The 20075-nt window shown below is 68.0% G+C and carries 21 protein-coding genes; 12 read left to right on the top strand and 9 right to left on the bottom strand.

Going from position 1 to position 20075, the window contains the following annotated elements; genetic code table 11:
* Positions 1-567 precede the first annotated feature (567 nt).
* The 5 genes from RHODO2019_RS19050 to RHODO2019_RS19030 all read right to left on the bottom strand — a co-directional run bounded on the left by RHODO2019_RS19050 (position 568) and on the right by RHODO2019_RS19030 (position 3568).
* Complete coding sequence (locus RHODO2019_RS19050) at positions 568-753, bottom strand: hypothetical protein (RefSeq protein ID WP_265385087.1); 186 nt, start codon at positions 751-753, stop codon at positions 568-570.
* Between the two features lie 228 nt (positions 754-981).
* The gene (locus RHODO2019_RS19045; protein ID WP_265385086.1) at positions 982-1200 is read right to left on the bottom strand and encodes a hypothetical protein; all 219 of its coding nucleotides are present in this window, start codon (positions 1198-1200) and stop codon (positions 982-984) included.
* Between the two features lie 216 nt (positions 1201-1416).
* The gene (locus tag RHODO2019_RS19040; protein WP_265385085.1) at positions 1417-2238 is read right to left on the bottom strand and encodes a formate/nitrite transporter family protein; all 822 of its coding nucleotides are present in this window, start codon (positions 2236-2238) and stop codon (positions 1417-1419) included.
* Between the two features lie 211 nt (positions 2239-2449).
* A complete protein-coding gene (locus RHODO2019_RS19035; protein ID WP_265385084.1) occupies positions 2450-2575 on the bottom strand; it encodes an Lsr2 family DNA-binding protein in 126 nt (41 codons plus the stop codon).
* 177 nt (positions 2576-2752) lie between these two features.
* Entirely contained in the window at positions 2753-3568 is an 816-nt protein-coding gene (locus RHODO2019_RS19030) for an alpha/beta fold hydrolase (RefSeq protein ID WP_265385083.1), read from the bottom strand.
* Between the two features lie 350 nt (positions 3569-3918).
* Between RHODO2019_RS19030 and RHODO2019_RS19025 the strand changes: the two genes are divergently transcribed.
* From RHODO2019_RS19025 to RHODO2019_RS19015, 3 genes are all read left to right on the top strand, one after another.
* Positions 3919-4884: a recombinase family protein gene (locus tag RHODO2019_RS19025; protein WP_354005617.1), complete on the top strand. Its 966-nt coding sequence runs from the start codon at positions 3919-3921 to the stop codon at positions 4882-4884.
* 104 nt (positions 4885-4988) lie between these two features.
* A complete protein-coding gene (locus tag RHODO2019_RS19020) occupies positions 4989-5390 on the top strand; it encodes a DUF6855 family protein (protein WP_265385081.1) in 402 nt (133 codons plus the stop codon).
* 199 nt (positions 5391-5589) lie between these two features.
* Complete coding sequence (locus RHODO2019_RS19015) at positions 5590-6189, top strand: cysteine hydrolase family protein (RefSeq protein ID WP_265385080.1); 600 nt, start codon at positions 5590-5592, stop codon at positions 6187-6189.
* 76 nt (positions 6190-6265) lie between these two features.
* Here the strand turns inward: RHODO2019_RS19015 and RHODO2019_RS19010 are convergent, their stop codons facing one another.
* Positions 6266-6973, bottom strand: coding sequence for an IclR family transcriptional regulator (locus tag RHODO2019_RS19010; RefSeq protein ID WP_265385079.1), 708 nt, complete (start codon positions 6971-6973; stop codon positions 6266-6268).
* A gap of 28 nt (positions 6974-7001) precedes the next feature.
* Positions 7002-8498: an APC family permease gene (locus RHODO2019_RS19005; protein WP_265385078.1), complete on the bottom strand. Its 1497-nt coding sequence runs from the start codon at positions 8496-8498 to the stop codon at positions 7002-7004.
* Between the two features lie 407 nt (positions 8499-8905).
* On the opposite strand from RHODO2019_RS19005, the gene RHODO2019_RS19000 reads away from it, so the two are divergent.
* The 3 genes from RHODO2019_RS19000 (at position 8906) to RHODO2019_RS18990 (ending at position 12902) form a co-directional block, all read left to right on the top strand.
* Positions 8906-10903 carry a primary-amine oxidase gene (locus RHODO2019_RS19000; protein ID WP_265385077.1) on the top strand — a complete coding sequence of 666 codons (1998 nt, stop codon included), beginning with the start codon at positions 8906-8908 and terminating at the stop codon, positions 10901-10903.
* 62 nt (positions 10904-10965) lie between these two features.
* Positions 10966-12369 carry an APC family permease gene (locus tag RHODO2019_RS18995; protein WP_265385076.1) on the top strand — a complete coding sequence of 468 codons (1404 nt, stop codon included), beginning with the start codon at positions 10966-10968 and terminating at the stop codon, positions 12367-12369.
* Between the two features lie 272 nt (positions 12370-12641).
* Entirely contained in the window at positions 12642-12902 is a 261-nt protein-coding gene (locus tag RHODO2019_RS18990; RefSeq protein WP_265385075.1) for a hypothetical protein, read from the top strand.
* A gap of 129 nt (positions 12903-13031) precedes the next feature.
* Here RHODO2019_RS18990 and RHODO2019_RS18985 read toward each other — a convergent pair whose 3' ends face one another.
* On the bottom strand, positions 13032-14237 hold the full coding sequence (locus tag RHODO2019_RS18985) for a hypothetical protein (RefSeq protein ID WP_265385074.1): 1206 nt from the start codon (positions 14235-14237) through the stop codon (positions 13032-13034).
* A gap of 118 nt (positions 14238-14355) precedes the next feature.
* Between RHODO2019_RS18985 and RHODO2019_RS18980 the strand changes: the two genes are divergently transcribed.
* The gene (locus tag RHODO2019_RS18980) at positions 14356-14739 is read left to right on the top strand and encodes a helix-turn-helix domain-containing protein (protein ID WP_265385073.1); all 384 of its coding nucleotides are present in this window, start codon (positions 14356-14358) and stop codon (positions 14737-14739) included.
* A 3-nt stretch (positions 14740-14742) separates the two neighbouring features.
* Positions 14743-15333: an RES family NAD+ phosphorylase gene (locus RHODO2019_RS18975; RefSeq protein WP_265385072.1), complete on the top strand. Its 591-nt coding sequence runs from the start codon at positions 14743-14745 to the stop codon at positions 15331-15333.
* A 684-nt stretch (positions 15334-16017) separates the two neighbouring features.
* Here RHODO2019_RS18975 and RHODO2019_RS18970 read toward each other — a convergent pair.
* Positions 16018-16305 carry a hypothetical protein gene (locus tag RHODO2019_RS18970; protein WP_265385071.1) on the bottom strand — a complete coding sequence of 96 codons (288 nt, stop codon included), beginning with the start codon at positions 16303-16305 and terminating at the stop codon, positions 16018-16020.
* A 155-nt stretch (positions 16306-16460) separates the two neighbouring features.
* On the opposite strand from RHODO2019_RS18970, the gene RHODO2019_RS18965 reads away from it, so the two are divergent.
* The 4 genes from RHODO2019_RS18965 to RHODO2019_RS18950 all read left to right on the top strand — a co-directional run bounded on the left by RHODO2019_RS18965 (position 16461) and on the right by RHODO2019_RS18950 (position 19970).
* Positions 16461-17267 carry a sensor histidine kinase gene (locus RHODO2019_RS18965; protein ID WP_265385070.1) on the top strand — a complete coding sequence of 269 codons (807 nt, stop codon included), beginning with the start codon at positions 16461-16463 and terminating at the stop codon, positions 17265-17267.
* Positions 17268-17326: 59 nt separating this feature from the next.
* The gene (locus tag RHODO2019_RS18960; RefSeq protein ID WP_265385069.1) at positions 17327-17698 is read left to right on the top strand and encodes a hypothetical protein; all 372 of its coding nucleotides are present in this window, start codon (positions 17327-17329) and stop codon (positions 17696-17698) included.
* Between the two features lie 296 nt (positions 17699-17994).
* On the top strand, positions 17995-18267 hold the full coding sequence (locus RHODO2019_RS18955) for an SHOCT domain-containing protein (RefSeq protein ID WP_265385068.1): 273 nt from the start codon (positions 17995-17997) through the stop codon (positions 18265-18267).
* Between the two features lie 140 nt (positions 18268-18407).
* Positions 18408-19970, top strand: coding sequence for a multicopper oxidase family protein (locus RHODO2019_RS18950; protein WP_265385067.1), 1563 nt, complete (start codon positions 18408-18410; stop codon positions 19968-19970).
* The last annotated feature ends 105 nt before the right edge of the window (positions 19971-20075 follow it).

The following is a 20075-nucleotide window of genomic DNA, read 5'->3' as shown; positions in this document are numbered from 1 at the left end:
CACCGCAGTCTGCACAAGACGGTGGCGTGATGGACTGTGATCGCTCAGCCGAGGCGAGCCCGGCTGCGGTGTGGTCTCGCGAAGGCAGTACTCCTTGCCGTCCGACGCGGCTACTGACTCTGACCTCACGACCCGTCTGGATCGCCAAGTTCGCGCTTGACCCCCGGTCGGAGCGAGGGCGCGCTACCAAGGCGGCGAACCCGGGCGGAGCTGCCAGCTGGGCGCCGCCGCTGTCCACCGACGCGCATGGCCGGGGTCCGGGGCCGAACTGGAGAACCCGACAGTCGAGCGGGGTGGGTTCATATTCGCTCGGTTGTGGAACACCTCGTCGTCTGCGACGTGGTCTTCCGGCTGCACCCGGGACCGGTCGGCTGGAGCTGCTTACCGCACCTGAGACTCGACCACACCTGTTGTGCACGAACGCGATCGAGTCTATGACGACCGTGGTCGGGGTTTCAGCGTGTTGATCGTCGACCGCGGGCGCCCTCGCCTCACGTACCGCCGGTCTGAAGGGTCGGTCGCGGCGCCCGCCCGGTCTGAGGCCTCACGTTGTGGGAGTCGGGGGAATCATCGGTTGTAGTCACGGAAGGTCATGACGAATCCCACCAGTGCGGCGGGCGCGGCCAGGATGTAGACGACCACCCGCAGCCACGTCGGGCCGGCGACGGAGACGAGCGTGGAGCTCACCATGGCGGCGACGATGAGCAGCACTCCGTAGAACGGGGTGCGCATCGGGTGATCGCCGCGGGCCACGCACCGAGTGTGGCCCCCGGGGGCGACCAGTGGGCGCGAGGAGCGTCAGAGGGTGGCGGCGCCCACGGTGGCCCCTGACAACCGAGGGCCTGCGCGCAGCGCATGAGTACTCGGCGGACGCATCGACCCGTCGCTACTGCCCGTGACAGAACTACGATGGGTCAGAACCGGCCGGTTCTGAAACACCACCCGGGCTGCGGGTGGGGCCACCGTGTGGCGATGGTGATGTCAGGGTGGGGCGATGGTGACGTCGTCGGTGTCGATGGTGACGCGGTGTCCTCCGGTGAAGTGGACGACGAGACGTCCGTGCGGGGTGAGCTCGATGATGATGCCCCCGGTGCCGCGCGGTATCCGGGGACGGAACATGCCTCCGATGTCGTGGGCGGCGAGCACCCGGTCACCGGTCTCGAACCCCGCGGTGTCGGGTGGGTAGGCGCCCCTAGTCACGGTGCTGAGCATCCCCGTCCCAGGGCTGCCTTCGCCACCCGACAGCTGCTTGTGCACGTTGGTCTGCACACCGGTGAAGCTGGCCCAGCCGGGTCACGCGAAGCCGACCCAGGCTGCTGAGGGCTGGCACCACATCACCTACGGGTGTTAGCAAGATCAACCGTTGAGCAAGCAGTGACATATTCGCTCGGTTGTGAAACATGGGCGTGGTGTGTCTTAGCTTTGGTGGCGTTCTTCGGCGACGCGGTGTTGGACCCGGAGGAGTCGGATGCCGGTGACGAGGAGGAGCCCGCCGATGATGTTGCCGGTGGCTGACCATCCGAGGGCGCTGGCCCAGTTGGCCCAGCTGTAGGGGGCGCGGCCGGTGAGCAGGCCGGCGAACATGAGGATGGAGTCGAGCACGCAGTGGAACAGCTTCGCCGCGACGAGCACGAACGACAGCATGATGGCGGGGACGATCTTGATACCGAGGTTGTCGGTGGCGTTCTGCATGCGGGTGAGCAGGGTGATGACGGCACCGGCGAGGACGGCGAGCAGGAACGAGCGGACGGTGATTCCGAGCTCGGCGTAGTGGGCGCCGGCGGCGATCGCGGTGTCCTGCACGTCGGGCAGGGCGTAGACGATCATCGCGGCCATCCCGAGGCCGGTGAGCAGGTTCGCGGCCAGGCTGACCACCCACAGCCGCAGCAGCTGCAGGATGGTGCCCTCTTTGGCGACCACGGCGACGACCGGGACGAGGAAGTTCTCGGTGAACAGCTCGCTGCCCGCCATGAGCAGGGCGACGAACCCCACGGTGAAGGCCAACGACCCGAGCAGCGCACTGCCGGTGTCGTGCTCGACGACGAGGTAGGCGAGTACCCCGACGCCGACGTCGATGCCCCCGAGCAGGCCCGTGGCGACCAGGGGCAGCAGCGGGCGGACCAGCCGCTCGGGGCCCTGTCCGACGAGCCGGTCGAAGGCTTCCTCCACCTCCGGTTCGGGACGTTCACCGGGGTCGGCGCTAAGCCTGTTCGTCTGCGCCGCTCCCGGCTGGCCCATGGTGACTCCCTCTCGCTTGTTGCGTGTCAGCGTGCCCGCGGTTTGGCTCCTTGTGCCGAAGGACGCGGGGAACGCATCGGGCGGGTAGCGCCTGTCCACCACGTTTGCGGCTCTCGCCCGCTGAGGTGATGCCCTGTCGGTGGGGTGAACCGGGCCAGGTGCGCGTGGCCCTTGCCCTCGGCCGGCCGCGGTCTATCGGGCGGGGGAGGGGTCAGTGGGCGGTGTTGTAGGCCTGTCTTACCGCGGTGGGGAGGCGGCGGCGGTTGGAGGCGGTGTGGCCGTTGGCCTGCACCCATCGCCGCGCGGTGGAGAGCCCGGTGGGGATGAAGGTGTGCATGTGGGGAAGTCTTCCAGGCCCCAGTGGAGGTGACCGCTCGCTGGTCGTCGCCGGCCGAGGTCAGTTTGGGAGAGCCTGCGGCCTCAATTGTTGTCGCTGCATCTTCATGCACAGAATTGCATGAGTTCACATTCGGTCGGTTGTGGAATACCGGGTAGACCCTGAGCGGGCGGCCGGTTATTTGGGCGTGGTTGATCCTGATGAGGCGGCGAAGTGTTCGAGCAGCAGGTCGGCGACGCGGTCGGGCTGTTCGAGGGCCACCGAGTGCCCGGCGGCTTCCAGTGTCACGCTGCGCCCGCCGGTTGCCGTGGCGATGTGCGCGTCGGACACCGGGGGTGGGTAGGCGTGGTCCTCGGTGCCGGCGATGGCCAGCACGGGCACGGTGGTGCCCGCTAGCTCGTCGACGATGCTGTCGCGGTGGATGGTCTGCCACGCGGCGTCGGCGATGGTGGTGCCCAGGGCGGTCATCTTGGAACGCCAGTGTTCGACGGTCGGCCCGGCTTCCCGCAGCGAGGTGTCCCCGAACATGATGTACATCAGGGTGTCCACCAGGGGTGCGCCACCGAGCTCGCCGAGCTGGGCGACCAGGGGCTCGAACTCCGCCAGGGAGTGTTCCTCCTCCGCGGAGGAGCCCATGGCGGTGGCGGTGCGCAGCAGGTCGGGGCGGCGGGCGGCCAGCCGCAGTGCGACGAAGCCGCCCAGGGAGTTCCCGGCGACGTGCACCGGGGCGAGGCCCAGGTGCTCGATGAGGGCGGCGGCGTCGGTGGTGAGGCGGTCGACGCTGACCTCCTGCCGGGGGGCTGGTGAGCTGGCGCCCTGGCCGCGGTGGTCGTAGGAAACGACCCGGTGCCCGGCGGCTACCAGCCGGGCGGACAGCGCGTCGAACATGGTGTGGTCGAAGAACAGCGAGTGAACGAGCAGCACCGGCTCACCGTCGGGCGGGCCGTCGTCGCGGTAGGCGAGCTCGCCACCGTCGATCTGCGCAGTCTTCACAAGCTCCTCCTAGGACGTCACATGATGGGCGTCACCATCGTTCTCACCTGAGCACGTTCCGTCCAGGGCCGGGTGCGGCGCACCCGTCTCCCCGCCGCGTGTTGCCGGGTGCCGGCAACGACGTCGAGAGCGCCACATTCGAGCGGTTGTGAAACACCCGGCGACGCCCAACGGCACCCTCGAGTCGCCGACCCAGAGGCCGGCCGCGGAGCTCGCGGTGAATGCGCCGCTCAGGGTCGGTTCTGGCACACGCCCCCACCCCAAGCGGTGCTCCCGACAGGGTGGGGGAGTGGAGGGTGCAGAACTGGTGCCCGAAACCCTTGTGTCGCGAGACGGCCTGACGGTGAGTTGTGGAACAGTGCGTCCTCGTGGGTGAGCTGCTGGGGTACGCGAGGGTCTCCACCCTCGAGCAGGACGCTGCGTTGCAACATGACGCTCTGAGCGCCGCGGGGTGCTTCCGGTCCTGGACCGACACCGCCTCGGGGTCTCTGACGGACCGGCCCGAGCTCGCGAGCCTGATGGACGCGTTGCGTCCGGGGGACACCTTGGTGGTATGGCGCCTGGACCGCCTGGGTCGGTCCTTGCCGCACTTGATTGAGACCGTGCGGGGTCTGGCCGAGCGGGGGATCGGGTTCCGGTCGCTGCAGGAGGCGATCGACACCACCACCCCGGGGGGCCGGTTGGTCTTCCACATCTTCGGCTCGCTCGCGGAGTTCGAGCGTGACCTCGTCCGGGAACGGACCATGGCCGGCCTGGCGGCGGCCCGTCGTCGGGGCCGGGTCGGGGGCCGACCCACGGTGATGACCGCAGCCAAGACGAAGCAGGCCCAACGGATGGTCACCGCCGGCACCCCGCTGACGGAGGTCGCCGACGTGTTGGGGGTCAGCCGCACCACCCTGTACCGCCACCTCAAGACCCAACCCGCCATGACGCCGGCGGCGGGGGCCGCACCGGCGCCGGTGCGGCCACCGCCCGTCGCTGCCAGCGCGGGGCGGTCGTCGCGGGCGTGCCCTTCGTGCGGTCATGAGCCCGGTACCCGGGAGGAGGCGATGCAGCTCCGCGCTGATCTTGCGATGCGCTGGCTTGAGCCGGACCCCGACAACCCCGGTGCAGTCGTTGAGGCCGGGCACTGTCGCACCTGCCAGCCGCGGGGCCCGGTCGTGAACGTGGAGTGCAGCCGCTGCGGGGACGGGCCCATCATCACCGGGGCACTGGCCGAGGACAGCGCGGAGGGGTCGGTAGCCTACCCGGCGCGGAGGTGGCTGGTGGCCGCGGGGTGGACCACGGCCCCCGATCTGGTCTGCCCCGAGCACTGAGTTCCGCAGCCCCCGTTGTGTTTTGTGGGGTACCCCAGTTGGCTTCGATGGGGCAGCGTGACTCCGCGCAGCCGGGTCGTCCTGGGAGTTGGGGAGAGGCAGTCATGCAGATCGGAACCCGTGCGGACCCGTGGGAGCTGAGCACGCCACCGGGCACCTCCACGTACAGCATGTACCGCGAGGGGACCACCTTGGTGTGCGTCGTGGGTGCCACCACGTTGAGGTACCAGGCTCGGGCGGTAGAGGATCTGCATGCGTGGTTGCTCGAGCGCGACGACTGGGTGCCGTTGGGTGCCGCTGATGAGAAGAAGCCGGCGGTCGAGGGCACCGTTGAGGCGTGGGGGCGTTCACCGAGCAACCCGGTCGGTGGCTGGTACGGCCAGCGCAACGGCTACCGGGGCCGGTTCGGGATGTACCTGCCACCGCTTCTGGAACACCTCGGCCTCGCCGAGCTCACCCACGAGGCCCGCAACAACCGGGTCCGGGCCCTGCGGACAGCCGCATGAACGTTAGTGGGATCGTCAGCTGACGCACCACGCCACCAGGGCGCCAACCCCCGACGAGGACGTGCTGTCGGGAAGGGACGATGACTGGGCGAGGTCAGCTGCCGGGTGTGGTCGCCCCACCACCGCGTGGTGCGCGGAGCGCTCACTACGATTGTGGATCTGCCGCTACCGGGTCGGCTGAGTCTTTGAGGAGATCGCCATGGCTGTGAATCCGACGTTGCGCACGTTGTCCGGTCTTCCCTCGGTGCCAGCATCGTTGGCGGAGTCAATCTTGATCTTGGTGGACATGCAGAACACCTACACCGGCGGGGTGTTGGAGCTCGAGGGGGCGCAGGCCGCGTTGGACGAGGGTGCGGCACTGCTCGAGCGCGCCCGCACCGCGGGGATCCCTGTGGTGCACATCCAGCATGACGATGGAGTGGGCTCTCTCTTCGACGTGACCGCGGAGAGTGGTGCGTTCGTAGCCCGGGTGGCACCCCGGAAGGATGAGCCCGTCGTGGTCAAGGGGTATCCCAACGCGTTCACCGAGACCGAGCTGCTCGCGCTGCTGTCGGAGTCGTCGCGACGGGACCTGGTGATTGCCGGTTTCATGACGCATATGTGCGTCAACTCGACGGCGCGGGGTGCATTCAGCCTCGGGTACCGCCCGACCATCGTCGCCGGGGCCACGGCCACCCGGGCGCTTCCTGGCCTCGACGACCAGGTGGTGTCCGCCGCGGCGCTGCAGGCGGCCAGCCTGGCCTCGATCACCGACATGTTCGGCCTGGTGGTGCCCGCCGCTACCGACCTGCCCGACTGACCCTGCGCGGGGGCCGGCAGCTGCGGTGACCGCCCTGGCGGTTCCCAGTGAGGGTCATTTTTCGCGGGTGACCGAGTCAGGCCAAGAGCGGTCCTAGTTGGTCTGCGCAGTCGCGCATGGGCTGCACTAGTTCGGCAAGCGCTTCCTGGCGTTCCAGCGGCCCCGAGATTGCTAGCGCGCCGACCAGGGCGCCGGACACCGATCGAACAGGGACGGCGTAGCAGGCGGTGGTGGAGCGCAGCTCACCCAGTTGGTGGGCTACCCCGCGCTCCCTGAATTTAACGACTTGGCTGTCCATGTCGGCGGGGCTGGTAATGGTGTGAGCAGTGATCGCCACTAAATGACGTTCGGGGAAGATGTCACGCCAGTCGCCCTGTTCGCTGAGGAGCAGCTTGCCCACGGCCGACGCGTGAAGGTGACGCACCCACGTATCGTCAGCCTGAAGCGCATGGTCGGGGTCTGCGTCGACGACCTGCACAGTCGTGGGGGGGTAGTAGCACACGAGGCAGATCGCAAAGCGAATGTTCTCCCGCAACTGAGTGACAAGTTGATGTGCCGCGTGGCAGACCGTCGGCGGCCGGGTGGGCCCGAGCAACCTGCCCATCCGTTGGCCGAGTGCAAAACCGGTGAGGTCAGCCAGGCGCACCAGGTACCCCTCGGCGACCAAGATGTTCAGCAGCCGGTACGTCGTGGCCGGAGGTAGACCCAGTGAATGGGCAATCTCCTTCGCCGTGACTCCGGTACCGCTCGTGGCCACCTTTTCCAAAACTTCGAGCGCGGTCACTACCGCCTTGGGCTGGCGACCCGAGAGGCTAGCGCCCATCGGTCTCCGCCATGTCGTTTCCATATGGCGTCACACCGATATAGACGTCACGGGTGAGCGTTTCGTCGTAGACCCCAATGTTCCGGAGTCTTGATCTGTCGTTGAGCCATATTGCGCCCAGGAGAAGCCAACCAGTCACCATAGTCAGGAGGAATGCGATGGGGACGCTCGAATCGGCGGAGAGAGTGGCGGCGAAGGCGGCGTAGATGATGGTCCCCATCGTGAGGGATGCAACAATTCCGGCGAGTAAGGGGCGGGCGGTGAGTTCGCCGATGCGCCATAAAAATGTTGGTGTTGCGATGCACACCAAGGTGTACGAGGTGAGATATCCGAACGCGGAGAGAGTGAGCAGTGCAACGAGAGAGGTTCTCGGAGCAGTGTGGGCCACAACCATGATCAGTGGTACGAAGACCAACAACGTCAACAGGGCCACTGTCGCAATATGGGGAGTGGCGTATCGGCGGTGGGTACGGCCCAGGACGGTAGGGAATATGCCTTCCCGGCCCATGCTGAAGACGATGCGCACGAATGCGTTGCCTGAGCCTATGATGCAAGCGAAAAAAGACGCAGCGACGCCAATATCAATCACCGCCGAGAGCGCAGTGTCACCGCGTAAGCGTGTGAGGTCGGCGACCGGGGTCGGGCTGCGCCCAATGTCCAACGGCGCGGCGGCCAAGGTGGCTACCTGCGCAGTGACGGCAACCAGGTAGAGGACCCCGAGTACCAGGGGGAGCCATCGCATGGCTCGCGCGATCGACACAAGCGGACGCTTCGCCTCGACCCCCAACGTTCCGGCGCTCTCGAATCCGACGAACGAGGTCACGGCGAGCACGACTCCGAGGCCGACGGCATCGATGGTGAGCCGGCCCGTGGAAGCCGGCGGGGCAGTGATGCCCTCAGCCTGATTGATCTTCAGTATGGCCAACGCCGCCAAGATCAAGGCAATTGACGTAACTTCCAGGCCAAGAGCTACGCGCGCCGACAGCTTGATCCCGCGCACCATGAGTAAGGCCGCCAGGCCGGCGAGGACCGGTATCGTAGCCGATAACACGACGGTCGAACCGGCAGCGGCAAGACCAACTAGTTCGATCAACGACGTGAAGTACAACGCACTGGCGAGGACGCTGGCGAGGGCGATGCCTAGGTAGCCAATCATCAGCGCCCAACCTGCTGTGAACGCGGCCACCGGACCAAGCCCTTTAGCGGTATAACTGTAGAGTCCACTGGCCGAGGCCATGCGCCGTGCGAAGTGGGAAAGACAGTAGCCCACTAAAAACACAATTGCGGCGGCGACAGCGAAACACGCGATGGCGGCGCTACCGACCTCGGCGATGACGATGCCCGGCAACGTGACCATTGCCGCGGACGGTGCCACCGCCGCCACGGACTGGGCGAGAACCTGAGTAAGTGTCAGCCCGCGTCGACGCAGGCCTGCGACGGGTGATTCCGCGCGTGTCCAACCCGTTTGCGGTGGCGTCACGACCATCGCCCTCCTTGGGGTAAGCAGGCAAAAATAATCGTGGCTGCGTTCGGAGGGTAACCCGTAGTCGTGGTCTGCGGCCGGGGGCTGATGGAGAACAGCGGTGGCGAGGCGGGTTTCCGGGTTCTTACTTGCCTGGATCGGGTTCGTACCACACCAGGGCCGGGTCGGTCATCTGGCCGACGCCCACGGCTTGGTCCTTGAGAACTGAACTAGCGCGACCGCTGTCTACGAGGGGGCTGAGGCAACCCCATCGTGCAGCGCCGAGTAGATCCGATTCGTCTGCTTGAAATGAGAATAGTTAGGAGGACATTCTCATTCAAACTGATGCGTGACTTGCGTCATGGCAGGGAGTCTACTGGCGAGGTGTTACCCAGGTTTCGCCCGAGCCCCTGCGCTTTGAAGGAGACCCGATGACGGCACGGTTGTCCGACGTCAGAACCACTGTGAATCACCCGCTGGAACCGTTGAGCGCGGCCGAGATCGACCAGGTGTCGGCCATCCTCCGGGAACAGCGGAGTCTCGATGCTCGGGTTCGCTTCGTCTCCATTGCGCTGCACGAGCCCCCCAAGCGGGAGGTCCTGGGCTTCGTGGAGGGTAGTGCCGAGGCTCCTGAGCGGTCGGCGTTCGTGGTGCTGTACGACCGCTCGAACCAGCAGACGGTAGAGACGGTGGTGTCCCTGTCCTCGCGGGCAGTGAGCTCGTGGCGTGTGGTGGAGGGTGCGCAGCCCAGCATCATGCTGGAGGAGTTCTTCCAGACCGAGGAGGTCACCCGCGCGAACCCCGAGTGGCAGGAGGCGATGCGGAAGCGCGGCGTCACGGACTTCTCGCTGGCGATGATCGATCCCTGGGCGGCGGGATACGACATCGAGGACCCGCTGGGCCGCCGTCTCATACGGCCGTTGACCTTCCTCCGGTCCCGGGAGGACGACAACGGCTACGCCCGGCCGGTCGAGGGACTCATCGTGCTCGTCGACCTAGACCTCATGGAGGTCATCGACGTCCGTGACCATGGTGTGGTGGCTGTTCCGGAGAAGGCCGGCAACTACATGCCGGAGCTGATGTTCGACGACGACAACCGGCCGGCGCACACCGGGCTCCGTGGGGACGTTCGGCCGATCGAGATCACCCAGCCCGAAGGGGCGAGCTTCACCGTCGAGGGCCATGCCGTGAGCTGGCAGAAGTGGCGGCTGCGGGTGGGGTACTCCCCGAGGGAGGGTCTTGTTCTGCACCAGATCGGCTACGAAGACCGGGGCCGGGTACGTCCGATCATCTACCGGGCATCACTGTCGGAGATGTACATCCCCTACGGCGACCCAGCCCCCACCCATCGCATCAAGAACGTCTTCGACGAGGGCGAGTACGGGGTCGGACTCCTGCTGAACCCGCTTCAGCTGGGCTGCGACTGCCTGGGCGAGATCCGCTACTTCGATGCGGTCGCCAACGACCAGGACGGTCACCCGCTGACGATCCCGAACGCCATCTGCATGCACGAGGAAGATTTCGGTGTCGGCTGGAAGCACACCGACTTCCGGACCGAGAAGGTCGAGGTCCGGCGCTCACGTCGACTGGTCATCTCGTGCTTCGCCACCGTCGGGAACTATGAGTACGGGTTCTTCTGGTACCTCTACACCGACGGCACCATCCAGTACGAGGTGAAGCTGTCCGGGGTCATCTCCACGGGAGCGATCCCGGTCGGTGAGCAGCCACGTTTCGGCAACTTGGTGGCTCCTGGGCTGTACGGCCCCAACCACCAGCACTTCTTCAACGTGCGCCTGGACATGCAGCTCGACGGCGTCGGCAACTCCGTCTACGAGGTCGACGCGGTCGCGCTGCCCCCGGGTGCGGACAACCCCTACGGCAACGCCTGGGTGTCGCAGAAGACGCTGTTGGCGCGGGAAAGCGAGGCCCAGCGGCTGATCAACCCGCTCGTGGCCCGCACCTGGCAGGTCGTCAACCCCACCGAGGTCAACGAGCTCGGGCAACCTGTCGGGTACAAGCTGATGCCGGGGGAGAACGTGCTCCCGATGCAGGGTGAGGGCTCGCAGGCCTGGTCCCGCGCCCAGTTCGCCTACAAGCACCTCTGGGTCACCGCCTATGACCCCGGCGAGATGTACGCCGCCGGTGACTACCCCAACCAGAACAACACGCCAGGAGGCCTGCCGGAGTTCGCCAAGGCCGACCGATCCCTCGAGGACCAGGACGTCGTCGTGTGGTACTCCTTCGGCGCCCACCACGCAGTTCGCCCGGAGGACTGGCCGATCATGCCCGTCGGCTATGCCGGGTTCCACCTCAAGCCGTTCGGGTTCTTCGACGGCAACCCGGCTCTGGACATGCCCCGCTCCATCCCCGCGTGCCACGCCGGCGGTGCGCAGGTCGGCGAGGGTGCGCGCGAACAGGTCATGCCGTGACCCGGTCCGCGGCGGAAGTTCCCCCCGCCACCCACACCGACCGTGGACTCGCCCACGAGTCGATGAGCCAGATTGAGGTCCTCGCGCAGTCCGTGTCCGGGATCGCGCCGAGCGCAGTCATGGCCACTGGACCCGCGTTGATCGTTCTCTACGCCGGTTCCGGTGCGTGGATCTCCTACCTGGTTGCGATGGTCGTTGTTCTTCTCATCGGGCTGTGCGTGGCCCAGTTCGCCCGGCGGTTCGCCTCCTCGGGCTCGCTCTACAGCTACGTGGCCCGAGGGCTCGGGCCGGCCGGGGCGTTTGCGGCGGGATGGGGCCTGGTCATCGGCTACACCTGTATCGCCATGGTCGGTCTCGCCGGGTCCGGCATCTACCTCGGAAACCTCCTCACCACGATGGGGCTTTCCGGCAGCGCCACCCTCACCCAAGTGATCATCTACGTGGTGCTCGCTGCCGCCGCCGGGCGGTTGGCTGTCACCGGCATCAAGATCTCCACCCGGCTCGGCCTTGTGCTCGAGATCTTCTCCGTTCTCGCTGTGCTGGTGGTCCTCATCGTCGTCCTGGCCCGAAACGGGTTCTCCCTGGACACCTCCCAGGTCCAGCTGCAGGGCGTCACGTTCGATGGCGTCACGTTCGGGATCGTCCTCGCGGTGCTTGGCTTCGTCGGTTTCGAGAGCTCAGCGTCTCTCGGCGCTGAGGCACGCAACCCGCACCGGGCAATTCCCCGGGCGGTGCTCGGCAGCGCCGTCCTCGTGGGGCTGCTCTACATCTTCGCCGCGTACACCTCGGTGCTGGGCTTTGGTGGCCCTGACGGACTGGGTACGAGTGCCGCCCCCATCAGCGACCTGGCCACCCAGAACGGCCTGGGCAGTGTCTCGTGGGTCATCGACCTCGGGATCACCTCGTCGTTCTTCGCGGTCATCGTCGCCAGCATCAACGCGGCATCCCGGGTGCTGTACACGATGGGCGAGGAGGGTCTGCTCCCGTCGGTGTTCGCGCGAGCACACCCCGTCCACAAGACCCCGCACGTGGCGATCTGGCTGGGCACCCCCGTCGTCGCGGCAGTGCCGCTCGTCATGGTCGCCACCGGCACCACGCCCCTGAATATCTACGCCTACACCGGGACCATCGGCACCTTCGGATACATGCTCGCCTACCTCCTCATGGCGGTGGCACTACCGATCTTCCTGCGGCGGCGCCGGGAGGCGAATCCGATGTTCACCGTCGTTGCCGTCATGGTCGTGCTCGCGTTGCTGTACATCGCCTACAAGAACGTTGTCCCGGTGCCGGAACCGCCCTACGACCTGCTGCCCTACATCTTCGTGGGCGTGGTGGTGCTCGGACTGGTCTGGTTCCTCTACGTCCGGATCACCGACCCGGCGCGGGTGCGTGAGGTAGGGATGATGGAGGAGGACCCGCTCCCTGTTCAGGCGAGCAGTGTCCGGCCAACCACCACTCACCCATGACAGGCGACCACTCCCCAGCTCGTGGCAGGCGGTCAGCTGTTCTGCCGGGGCGCACCGCAGACCACGGTGCGTCCCGGCCGGGCCGGCTGGTTCCGGTGCTCGCTGGGACGGCCGTCGTTGTCGGTGGCCTCTGCGTGGTCCTGCACCTGCTGACGGCCGTCATGCCAGGGCACGGTGGCACCCTGGTTCGAGGCCTACTCGTGGTCATGGCCATGGGCTGCCTGCCGTGTGTGCGGGCTCTCTCGCGTGGCCCCTCGGACCGCGTGTGGGCGATGACCGGGCTGATGTACGCCGGGATGCTTCTGGCACACGTGCTTCTGCTGGCGGCGCCGTGGTCGACCATGAGCGCGGACCAGATGCAAGCCGACATGGGTGACGGTGTCGGTTGGATGCAGGTGGGGATGTGGGGTGGCGTGGCGTTGGCCGGGGTCCAGGTCGTTCTCGCCGGCACCGCCCTGACGATCAACGCATCGCAGAACGCACCGGTGGGCGCGCGGGGCCGTGCTGTGGCAACCGCCGCGTCAACGTCCTAGCCCTCCGTCTCCCCCGCGACGCAGCGGTGGCGGGGGAGACGGAGGCCCGGCAGGTCGGGTACGTAGGGAGGGGAGCTCGATCCACGCGCCCGCACCGTCTGCACCATCGGGGGCTGGTGCGAGGTCAGATCAAGCGGCCTTGCGTCGTCGCCTGAGGTGCCTGCGCTGGTCGGACACGGTGTGGATGGCTTCTAGTGCTCGTGTGTCTACCCGGGCCATGCCCGGGGTTCGGTCGGCGATCTTGTTGATCCGTTGACTGAGCCGGATGCCGTGGGCTGACCGCCGGGAGACTTCAGCCCATCGCCAGGTGGCGCGATCGATCTGGGTCAGCTCGGCGAGGCTTCGTGCGCGGGAGACGATGGCGTGCTGTCGGGCGTCGTTGAGGACGTGGTCGCCTGAGGGGCAGCACCGAGGGTCTGCGCAGAGAACGGAGCTCCACACCGTGCGGTCTGTGTGTAGTTCTCTCACGGTTTTTTTGGGGATGCCGCGGCCGAGGGCCGGGATGTACACCGGTGGCGCACCTCGGCCACCGGTGGGCGCTGTGCGGCGGGAGTTCTGAGCGGTCTGCAGGTCACAGTGCTCTCGCATCGCCATCCCGGTCTCGTATCCGCGGGCGCCCGCTGCGACGCAGGCCTCGCCGAGTAGTCCTTGCTGCCAGGCCAGCACGGGGTAGGCGGGCGTGAGCTTGTTGATGAGCATGACGAGGTGGTGCAGGCGGTCTACGGCGGTGGACCCCATGTGCGCTTTGGTGGCGGCGATCGCCACCTCGGTGGGGTGCAGAGCATCGAGTGCTTCCCAGACGGGGATCAGGTCTTTGTCCGTAGACGGGTCAAGCAGGCGCCATCCGAGGGCTACGACCGCGATGACCGGGAGCTGATTGCCGCGGGCGGCCAGCAGGGCAGCTGTTCGCTTCCAGAGAGCTGCCTGAACGAAGACGAGGCCGTCGCCGAGTCGTTCGAGGTGCAGGTACGGCGCGATGATCGCGGTGGCGCCGGCCGCGATCTGGTAGTCGATGCACGTCGCGATCAGAGCGTCCTGGGTGGCAGTGCTCGCCAAGTCTGCGGCGGTCAGGGGTCGAGGGTCGCCGAAGGGCAGCTGGGCCCAGGGGTCTCCAGAGTGCTGGGCGCCCTGCAGGAAGTACGTCTGGGGATCGACGAGGAACGGAACCCCCGCGCGGCGAGCTATGGCGGCAAGTTCGGACGTCTTCGCGGGAACGTGAGCGTCCACGACGAGCCGGTCGGGGCGCCATGCTGCCGCTCGGGCACCGTCCAGGCCGAAGACACGGTTCATGAGCGCTACGTCCTGTGAACCCACCCTGATGAGCAGCTCGGCCATCGTCTACACCTCTCGATCGTAGTGTCGACGGTAGCACAGACACGCAACTCGACACGCAAGTTGTCAAGCAACTGATAGCGCAGCATGATGTGCAATTACCTACGCAAGAGGAGCCCGCATGCCTGATACCGCCGCCCACCGGGAGCACCAGGCCCCGCCGGGGCAACGAGCGCAGTCGCTGAGCTTCCTGGGGGTGCTGGAGAAGATCGGCTCTGCTGGGGTGACGCAGGTCGAGGTCGCCAAGGTCGTCGGTTCGTCGGCGCGCACCGTGCAGAACTGGGCCAGTGGTGCGAACTCACCCAGGGGCAGAAGCGCCGACAAGCTCTTGGATCTGCACACGATCATCGATGTGCTGCGAGACACCTACACCCCGGAAGGCATGGAAATCTGGCTGCGGTCCCGCAACCGCAACCTGGACATGCAGCGCCCCATCGAGCTTCTGATGGACGGCCGGACCGACGAGGTCCTGGACCAGGCCCGCTGGGTCGCAGGGGGGAGATGACCGATGGACTCGTTGGCCGACCGCATCGCTGAAGCTCCTCGTTCCACCGTCGACGGGACGTGGGAGCGGCACCTCGCCGCTCGTCACGTCGCTACCGCGTTGGAGGGGTACACGGCGCTCGGCCGGTGGGGGACAGCCGACGGGTTCCCGGTGTTGTACCTGGGTCGCCCGCGGGAGTCCGTGGTGGTCGAGGCCTACCGGCACCTCGTCGACCCCGTCGAGGACCCGATGCCGGCCAGTGCCTTCGTGCCCCGCGTGTGCGTGAGCGCCACGGTCGCGATCAACGAGGTGCTCGACCTCCGCTCCGCCGCTGCGCGCGTCACGATTGACATCCCCATGGACGTCCTCCAGTCATCAACAGACGACCGTGGTGCTTATCGCCGGTGCCAGGAGGTCAGTGCCGTCGCCCACCAGCTCGGACTTCACGGCCTGGTAGCGCCGGCCGCCACAGGCCGAGGCCACACCCTGGTGGTGTTCCCGGACAAGCTGACGGTCGGGGAACGGCTCGTGCAGGTCGACATCGAGAACTGGAACCAGCTCCCGGCAGACCCCCGCTCACGGGGTCGCCGCGGCAACCTCCGGGTCGTCGACTGAGGGCCACGCGATGGGCCTCGTCAAGCTCAGCCACGGTGATCGTCGAATTCTTTGAGGACCCGCAGAGAACGACCAGCTCGGCCAAGCCCTCTGGAGGGCCGGGCTGTCCGTAGGCGAACTGATCGCGGCGGTGGCCCACGACGAACAGGACGATAACTGTCGTTATCGTGCGGACGGGAGATGTCGGTATTCGATCGTTTTCCGTCGGAACAGGACGGATGGCGACCGCCGTGTCGGCAACCCGCGTCGTCTCCTTGACGTGGGGCAGCGGTGTCGGTGTAGCGACGGGGGTTCCCGCCACCGCGGGTTCTGTAAGAAAAACGGGTGCGCACCGAACGGTGCTTCCCGCCCGCCGACCCCCGTAGGAGATCCTCAGCTGGTGTAGCTCGACGATGTCGGCGGGTGTGGGGTTGTTCCAGTTCACGTCGGCACCTGATCGCGCTACGGGGGCGGGCCACAGCGGTGCTGGTCCGGTTCACCGGGTGCACACGGCCCGATCAGGGGTCAGGCGCATCCGCATCCGCATCGGCATCCTCGGCGGCGGCGGCTGCTGCGGCGGTGCGGTCGTGGGCGCCGGCACCACGGTCAATGTGGGAGGCCATGCGGTCCCGCTCGGCTTCGAAGCGTCCGCGGGCCCCGTCGCCGCGGTCGTCCCGACTGTGTCGCCGGTCCCCGGCGGAGGCTTCACGCCCGGCCTCGGCCTGGTGGATCGGCGTTGGCCGTGACGGCGGCCCCGAGCCCGGCCTCGGTCAGGGCAGCGGCCGTATCGCGGTCGGCGGCGTCGTCGTCGCGGAGCTCGGCGTTGTGGTCGCGGATATCGGCGGCTCGGTCCCGGTCGTCGGCGACCTGGTCACGGCCGGAGGCATCCTGGTCCCGGTCGTCGGCGAGCCGGTCTCGTTCGTCAGCGGCGTGGTCGCGGCGGGCGAGGTCGTAGTGGCGTCGAGGGCCGTCATCGTCCTGGGGCCAACGCACAACCTCGACACTGGCAGCGTCAAGAGGCCAACGCAACTGCCGAAGGCTCTACCCCCGGCGACGAGTTGGCCGCGCCAAAACCACCTCAACCTCTGCCGACCCTTCACCCCGGCGCAGGTCCAGCGCCACGTGACCACGCCCACCGCAAGTCGGCGTTGCGCACCTCGGTTAACCAGGCGCTGCTCGGTGGGGCCCTGGCCGCGGGGGTGGTCGCGCTGGGCGTCGGGTTGCTGATCGCGCGGGGCATCACCGCCCGGGTCCTGGAGCTGACCGCGGCGGCTGACGAGCTCGCCGCCGGTCACCGCGACCGGCGGGCCCGGGTGAGCATCCTGCAGGGCCACCTCGAAGCCGTCCAGGACGGGGTGGTCGCCCCGGAACCTGAGGTGATCGACTCGCTGCACGAGGAGGCGCTGCGGCTGGGTCGCCTGGTGGCGGACCTGGAGACCGTCGCCGACGCCGACGCCGCCGGCTTCACCCTGGACCGGCGCGAGGTGGCCCTGGCCCCGCTGGTCGCCGACACCCTGGCCGGGCTGGGAGCTCATGTCGCCGAGTCGGGCCTTCAGATGCGCAGCGACCTCGCCGAGGTGAGCGTGGTGGCCGACCCGGTGCGGCTGCGGCAGGTGGTGACCAACCTGGTGACCAACGCGACGAAGTTCACCCCGACCGGTGGCACCATCACCGTCACCCTGCAGGTCGTTGGCGGGGACGCCGAGCTCGTGGTGGCCGACACCGGGGTGGGTATCCCGGCCGAGGACATTCCCCGCGTGTTCGAGCGGTTCTTCCGGGGTGCCACCTCGACCGGTCGCGGCTCGGGCATCGGGCTGGCCGTGGTCGCCGGACTCGTCGCCGCGCACGACGGGGAGATCTCGGTGACCAGCGACCCCGGACACGGCAGCCGGTTCCTGGTGCGCCTGCCCGTGATCGCACACAAATCCCATCTCAGGTTCACAGGATCTCCATGACCGGGACCTACCGTCAGGGGTGTTCGAGCACCACCCCCAATCGATGAGGAGTGACCACCATGAAGAACACGCGGACACGCACAGGTCTGGCGGCCGCAGCAGCGACAGCAGTGCTGGGCCTCGGCCTGATCGCCGGCGCCACGAGCGCCTCGGCGTCCCCGGCGCCTACCCCGCCGAGCTCGACGGACACGCAGCAGCAGGCCCAGATGGACACGCAGATGACCACGATGATCGCGACGCTGCCCGCCGACCAGCAGGCCGCCGCCCAGCAGATGCACGACCAGATGCGCCCCCAGATGGAGAAGATGATGTCCGGGGCCGGCGGCATGAGCGCCATGATGAACGGCCAGCACGGAACCGGCGCCATGATGGGTAGCGTCGGCGGCAGCAACGGTGGCCCAGGAGGCAGCGTGGGCGGCAGCAACGGCTGACCCCGCCAGGGCCTGGAGCTGAGCAGGGAAACCGGGGCGCGGTACACCGGGCTTCGGACCGCGCCGGCAAGGTCCGACCCCGCTGGTCGTCTTTGCTATCTGCGGCGGGGTGAGCCTGCGGTGTCCTGGGTCTCGTGGTGACAGGACGTAGGGCTCTGCCTGCGAGGCACCATTGCGGGCACCGTGGTGTGTGGCCAGCCGCGATCAACGCCAGCCGCGATCAACGCCAGCCGCGATCAACGGTTGGTAGGCGAGTTCGGTAGCCCCCCGCGGGGTGCTTTCGAGGAGGAGGTTCGATGATGTTCTGGTACGGCAATGATGGTGGCGTCGGCAACGGGTGGGGCTACCTGCTGATGGGTGTTGGCATGCTGGTGTTCTGGGGGCTGGTCATCGCGGGTCTCGTCGTGGTGTTCCGCCAGCCCGAACGCCGTGACCGGGTCGCGGGGGGCATGGTTCCCGCGCATCGCACCGCCCAGCAGCTGCTCGCTGAGCGATTCGCCCGCGGGGACATCGACGAGACCGAGTTCACCGGTCGCCTCGCCGCCCTGCACGGTCAGAAACAGCTCTAGGCTCGCCGCCCGCGCCACGGCGCTGCGGCCTCCAGGCGCGGCGCGGGCAGGGTCCGATACCGCGCCCTCGGGTCATCCCCCGACGGTCACGGGCGGTTCGCGGTGACCCCTGAACCCCGCTGAGGAGCCCCATGAAACCGATGTCCTCGCCGCCGACCCCCAGTCCGCGGCTCACCCGACGCAGGGTCCTGCAGCTGGGCGCGGCGGGGGCTGTGGTGGTCGGTGGTAGCTATGCCGGGGTCCGGGTGTTCGAGCCCACCGCACCCACGTTGGTGGGGCTGGGTGCACCGGTGGGGCCTAGTTCAGCGGTGGTGGCGGCCACCGAAGCCGCCCGCCACTTCACGGGCACCACGGTGACCCGGCGGCTGACCGCGGCCCCGGTGACGGTGGACCTCGGGGGGCGCACCGTGTCCACCTGGGCCTACGACGGCACGGTCCCCGGACCGGAGATCCGGGTGAACGCTGGCGACCGGTTGGCGGTGACCCTGGTCAACGGGTTGCCCGACCCGACCACGGTGCACTGGCACGGGGTGGCCCTGCGCAACGACATGGACGGGGTGCCCGGGCTGACCATGGACCCTGTTGCCCCCGGGGGCAGGGTCGACTACGCGTTCACCGTCCCAGACCCGGGCACGTACTGGTTCCACCCGCACGTCGGGATCCAGCTGGACATGGGGATGCAGGCGGCGCTGATCGTGGCCGACCCCCACGAGCCCGGCGGGTATGACGAGGAGGTCGTGATGGTGCTGGATGACTGGACCGACGGCTGGGGTGACTCCCCGCAGGTCAACCTCGACCGGATGCGCCGCGACGGCATGCGCGGCGGCGGCATGAACGGCATGAGCAGCGGCAGCGGCATGGGTGGCAGCGGGATGGGTGGTGTGTCTGCGTCCCAGCCGTTGGGTGCTGACACCGGGGACGTCGTGTACCCGGCGCACCTGATCAACGGTCGCGTGCCCCGGGACCCGGTGACGGTGACGTCGGTGCCCGGGCACCGGATCCGGTTCCGGTTGATCAACGCCGGTGGTGACACCGCCTACCGGTTCGCCGTGGGTGGGCACCGTCTGACCGTCACCCACGCCGACGGGTTCCCGGTGGTGCCCGTCGAGGTCGACACCCTGCTGCTGGGGATGGGGGAGCGTTACGACGTGGTGGTTACCGTCGCGGACGGTGCGTTCCCCATCGTCGCCGTGCCCGAGGGCAAGGGTGACCCGGCCGCCCTGGCGGTGCTGCGCAGCGCCAGCGGCCCGGCACCGGTGGTCGGGGCTCGTCCGGTCGAGCTCGGTGGGCGCATGCTCAGCTACGCCGATCTTGCCCCGACCGTCTCAGCCGTACTGCCGGCTCACGCCCCTGACCGTGAGCACGACGTGGTGCTGGGGATGGCCGACGGCGGGCGGCGGTGGCTCATCAACGGCGCCACCTTCGCCGACCACCAGCCGCTCCTGGTCGCCGCGGGGGAGCGGGTCGCGTTGACGCTGCGCAACCAGACGATGATGTTCCACCCGATGCACCTGCACGGACACACGTTCGCGGCCGCGACGTCCTCGGGGCCCGGGGTGCGCAAGGACACGATCATCGTGGCGCCCATGCAGACCATGGCGATACAGGTCCAGGCCGACAACCCTGGCCAGTGGATGGTGCACTGCCACAACGCCTACCACGCCGAGCTCGGGATGATGGATGTTCTGTCCTACCAGGGGTGAGCCCTGGCGTGCGTCGCCCGGCCCGCGCTGAACTGTCTCCGCCCGTGCCTCCCGGTACCACCCGCGTCCGACCCGAACGAGAGGCCCTACCGTGCTCACTTACCA

Source organism: Rhodococcus antarcticus (assembly GCF_026153295.1).
Classification (GTDB): Bacteria; Actinomycetota; Actinomycetes; order Mycobacteriales; family Mycobacteriaceae; genus Rhodococcus_D; species Rhodococcus_D antarcticus.
This window is presented reverse-complemented; position numbering and strand designations above follow the sequence as displayed.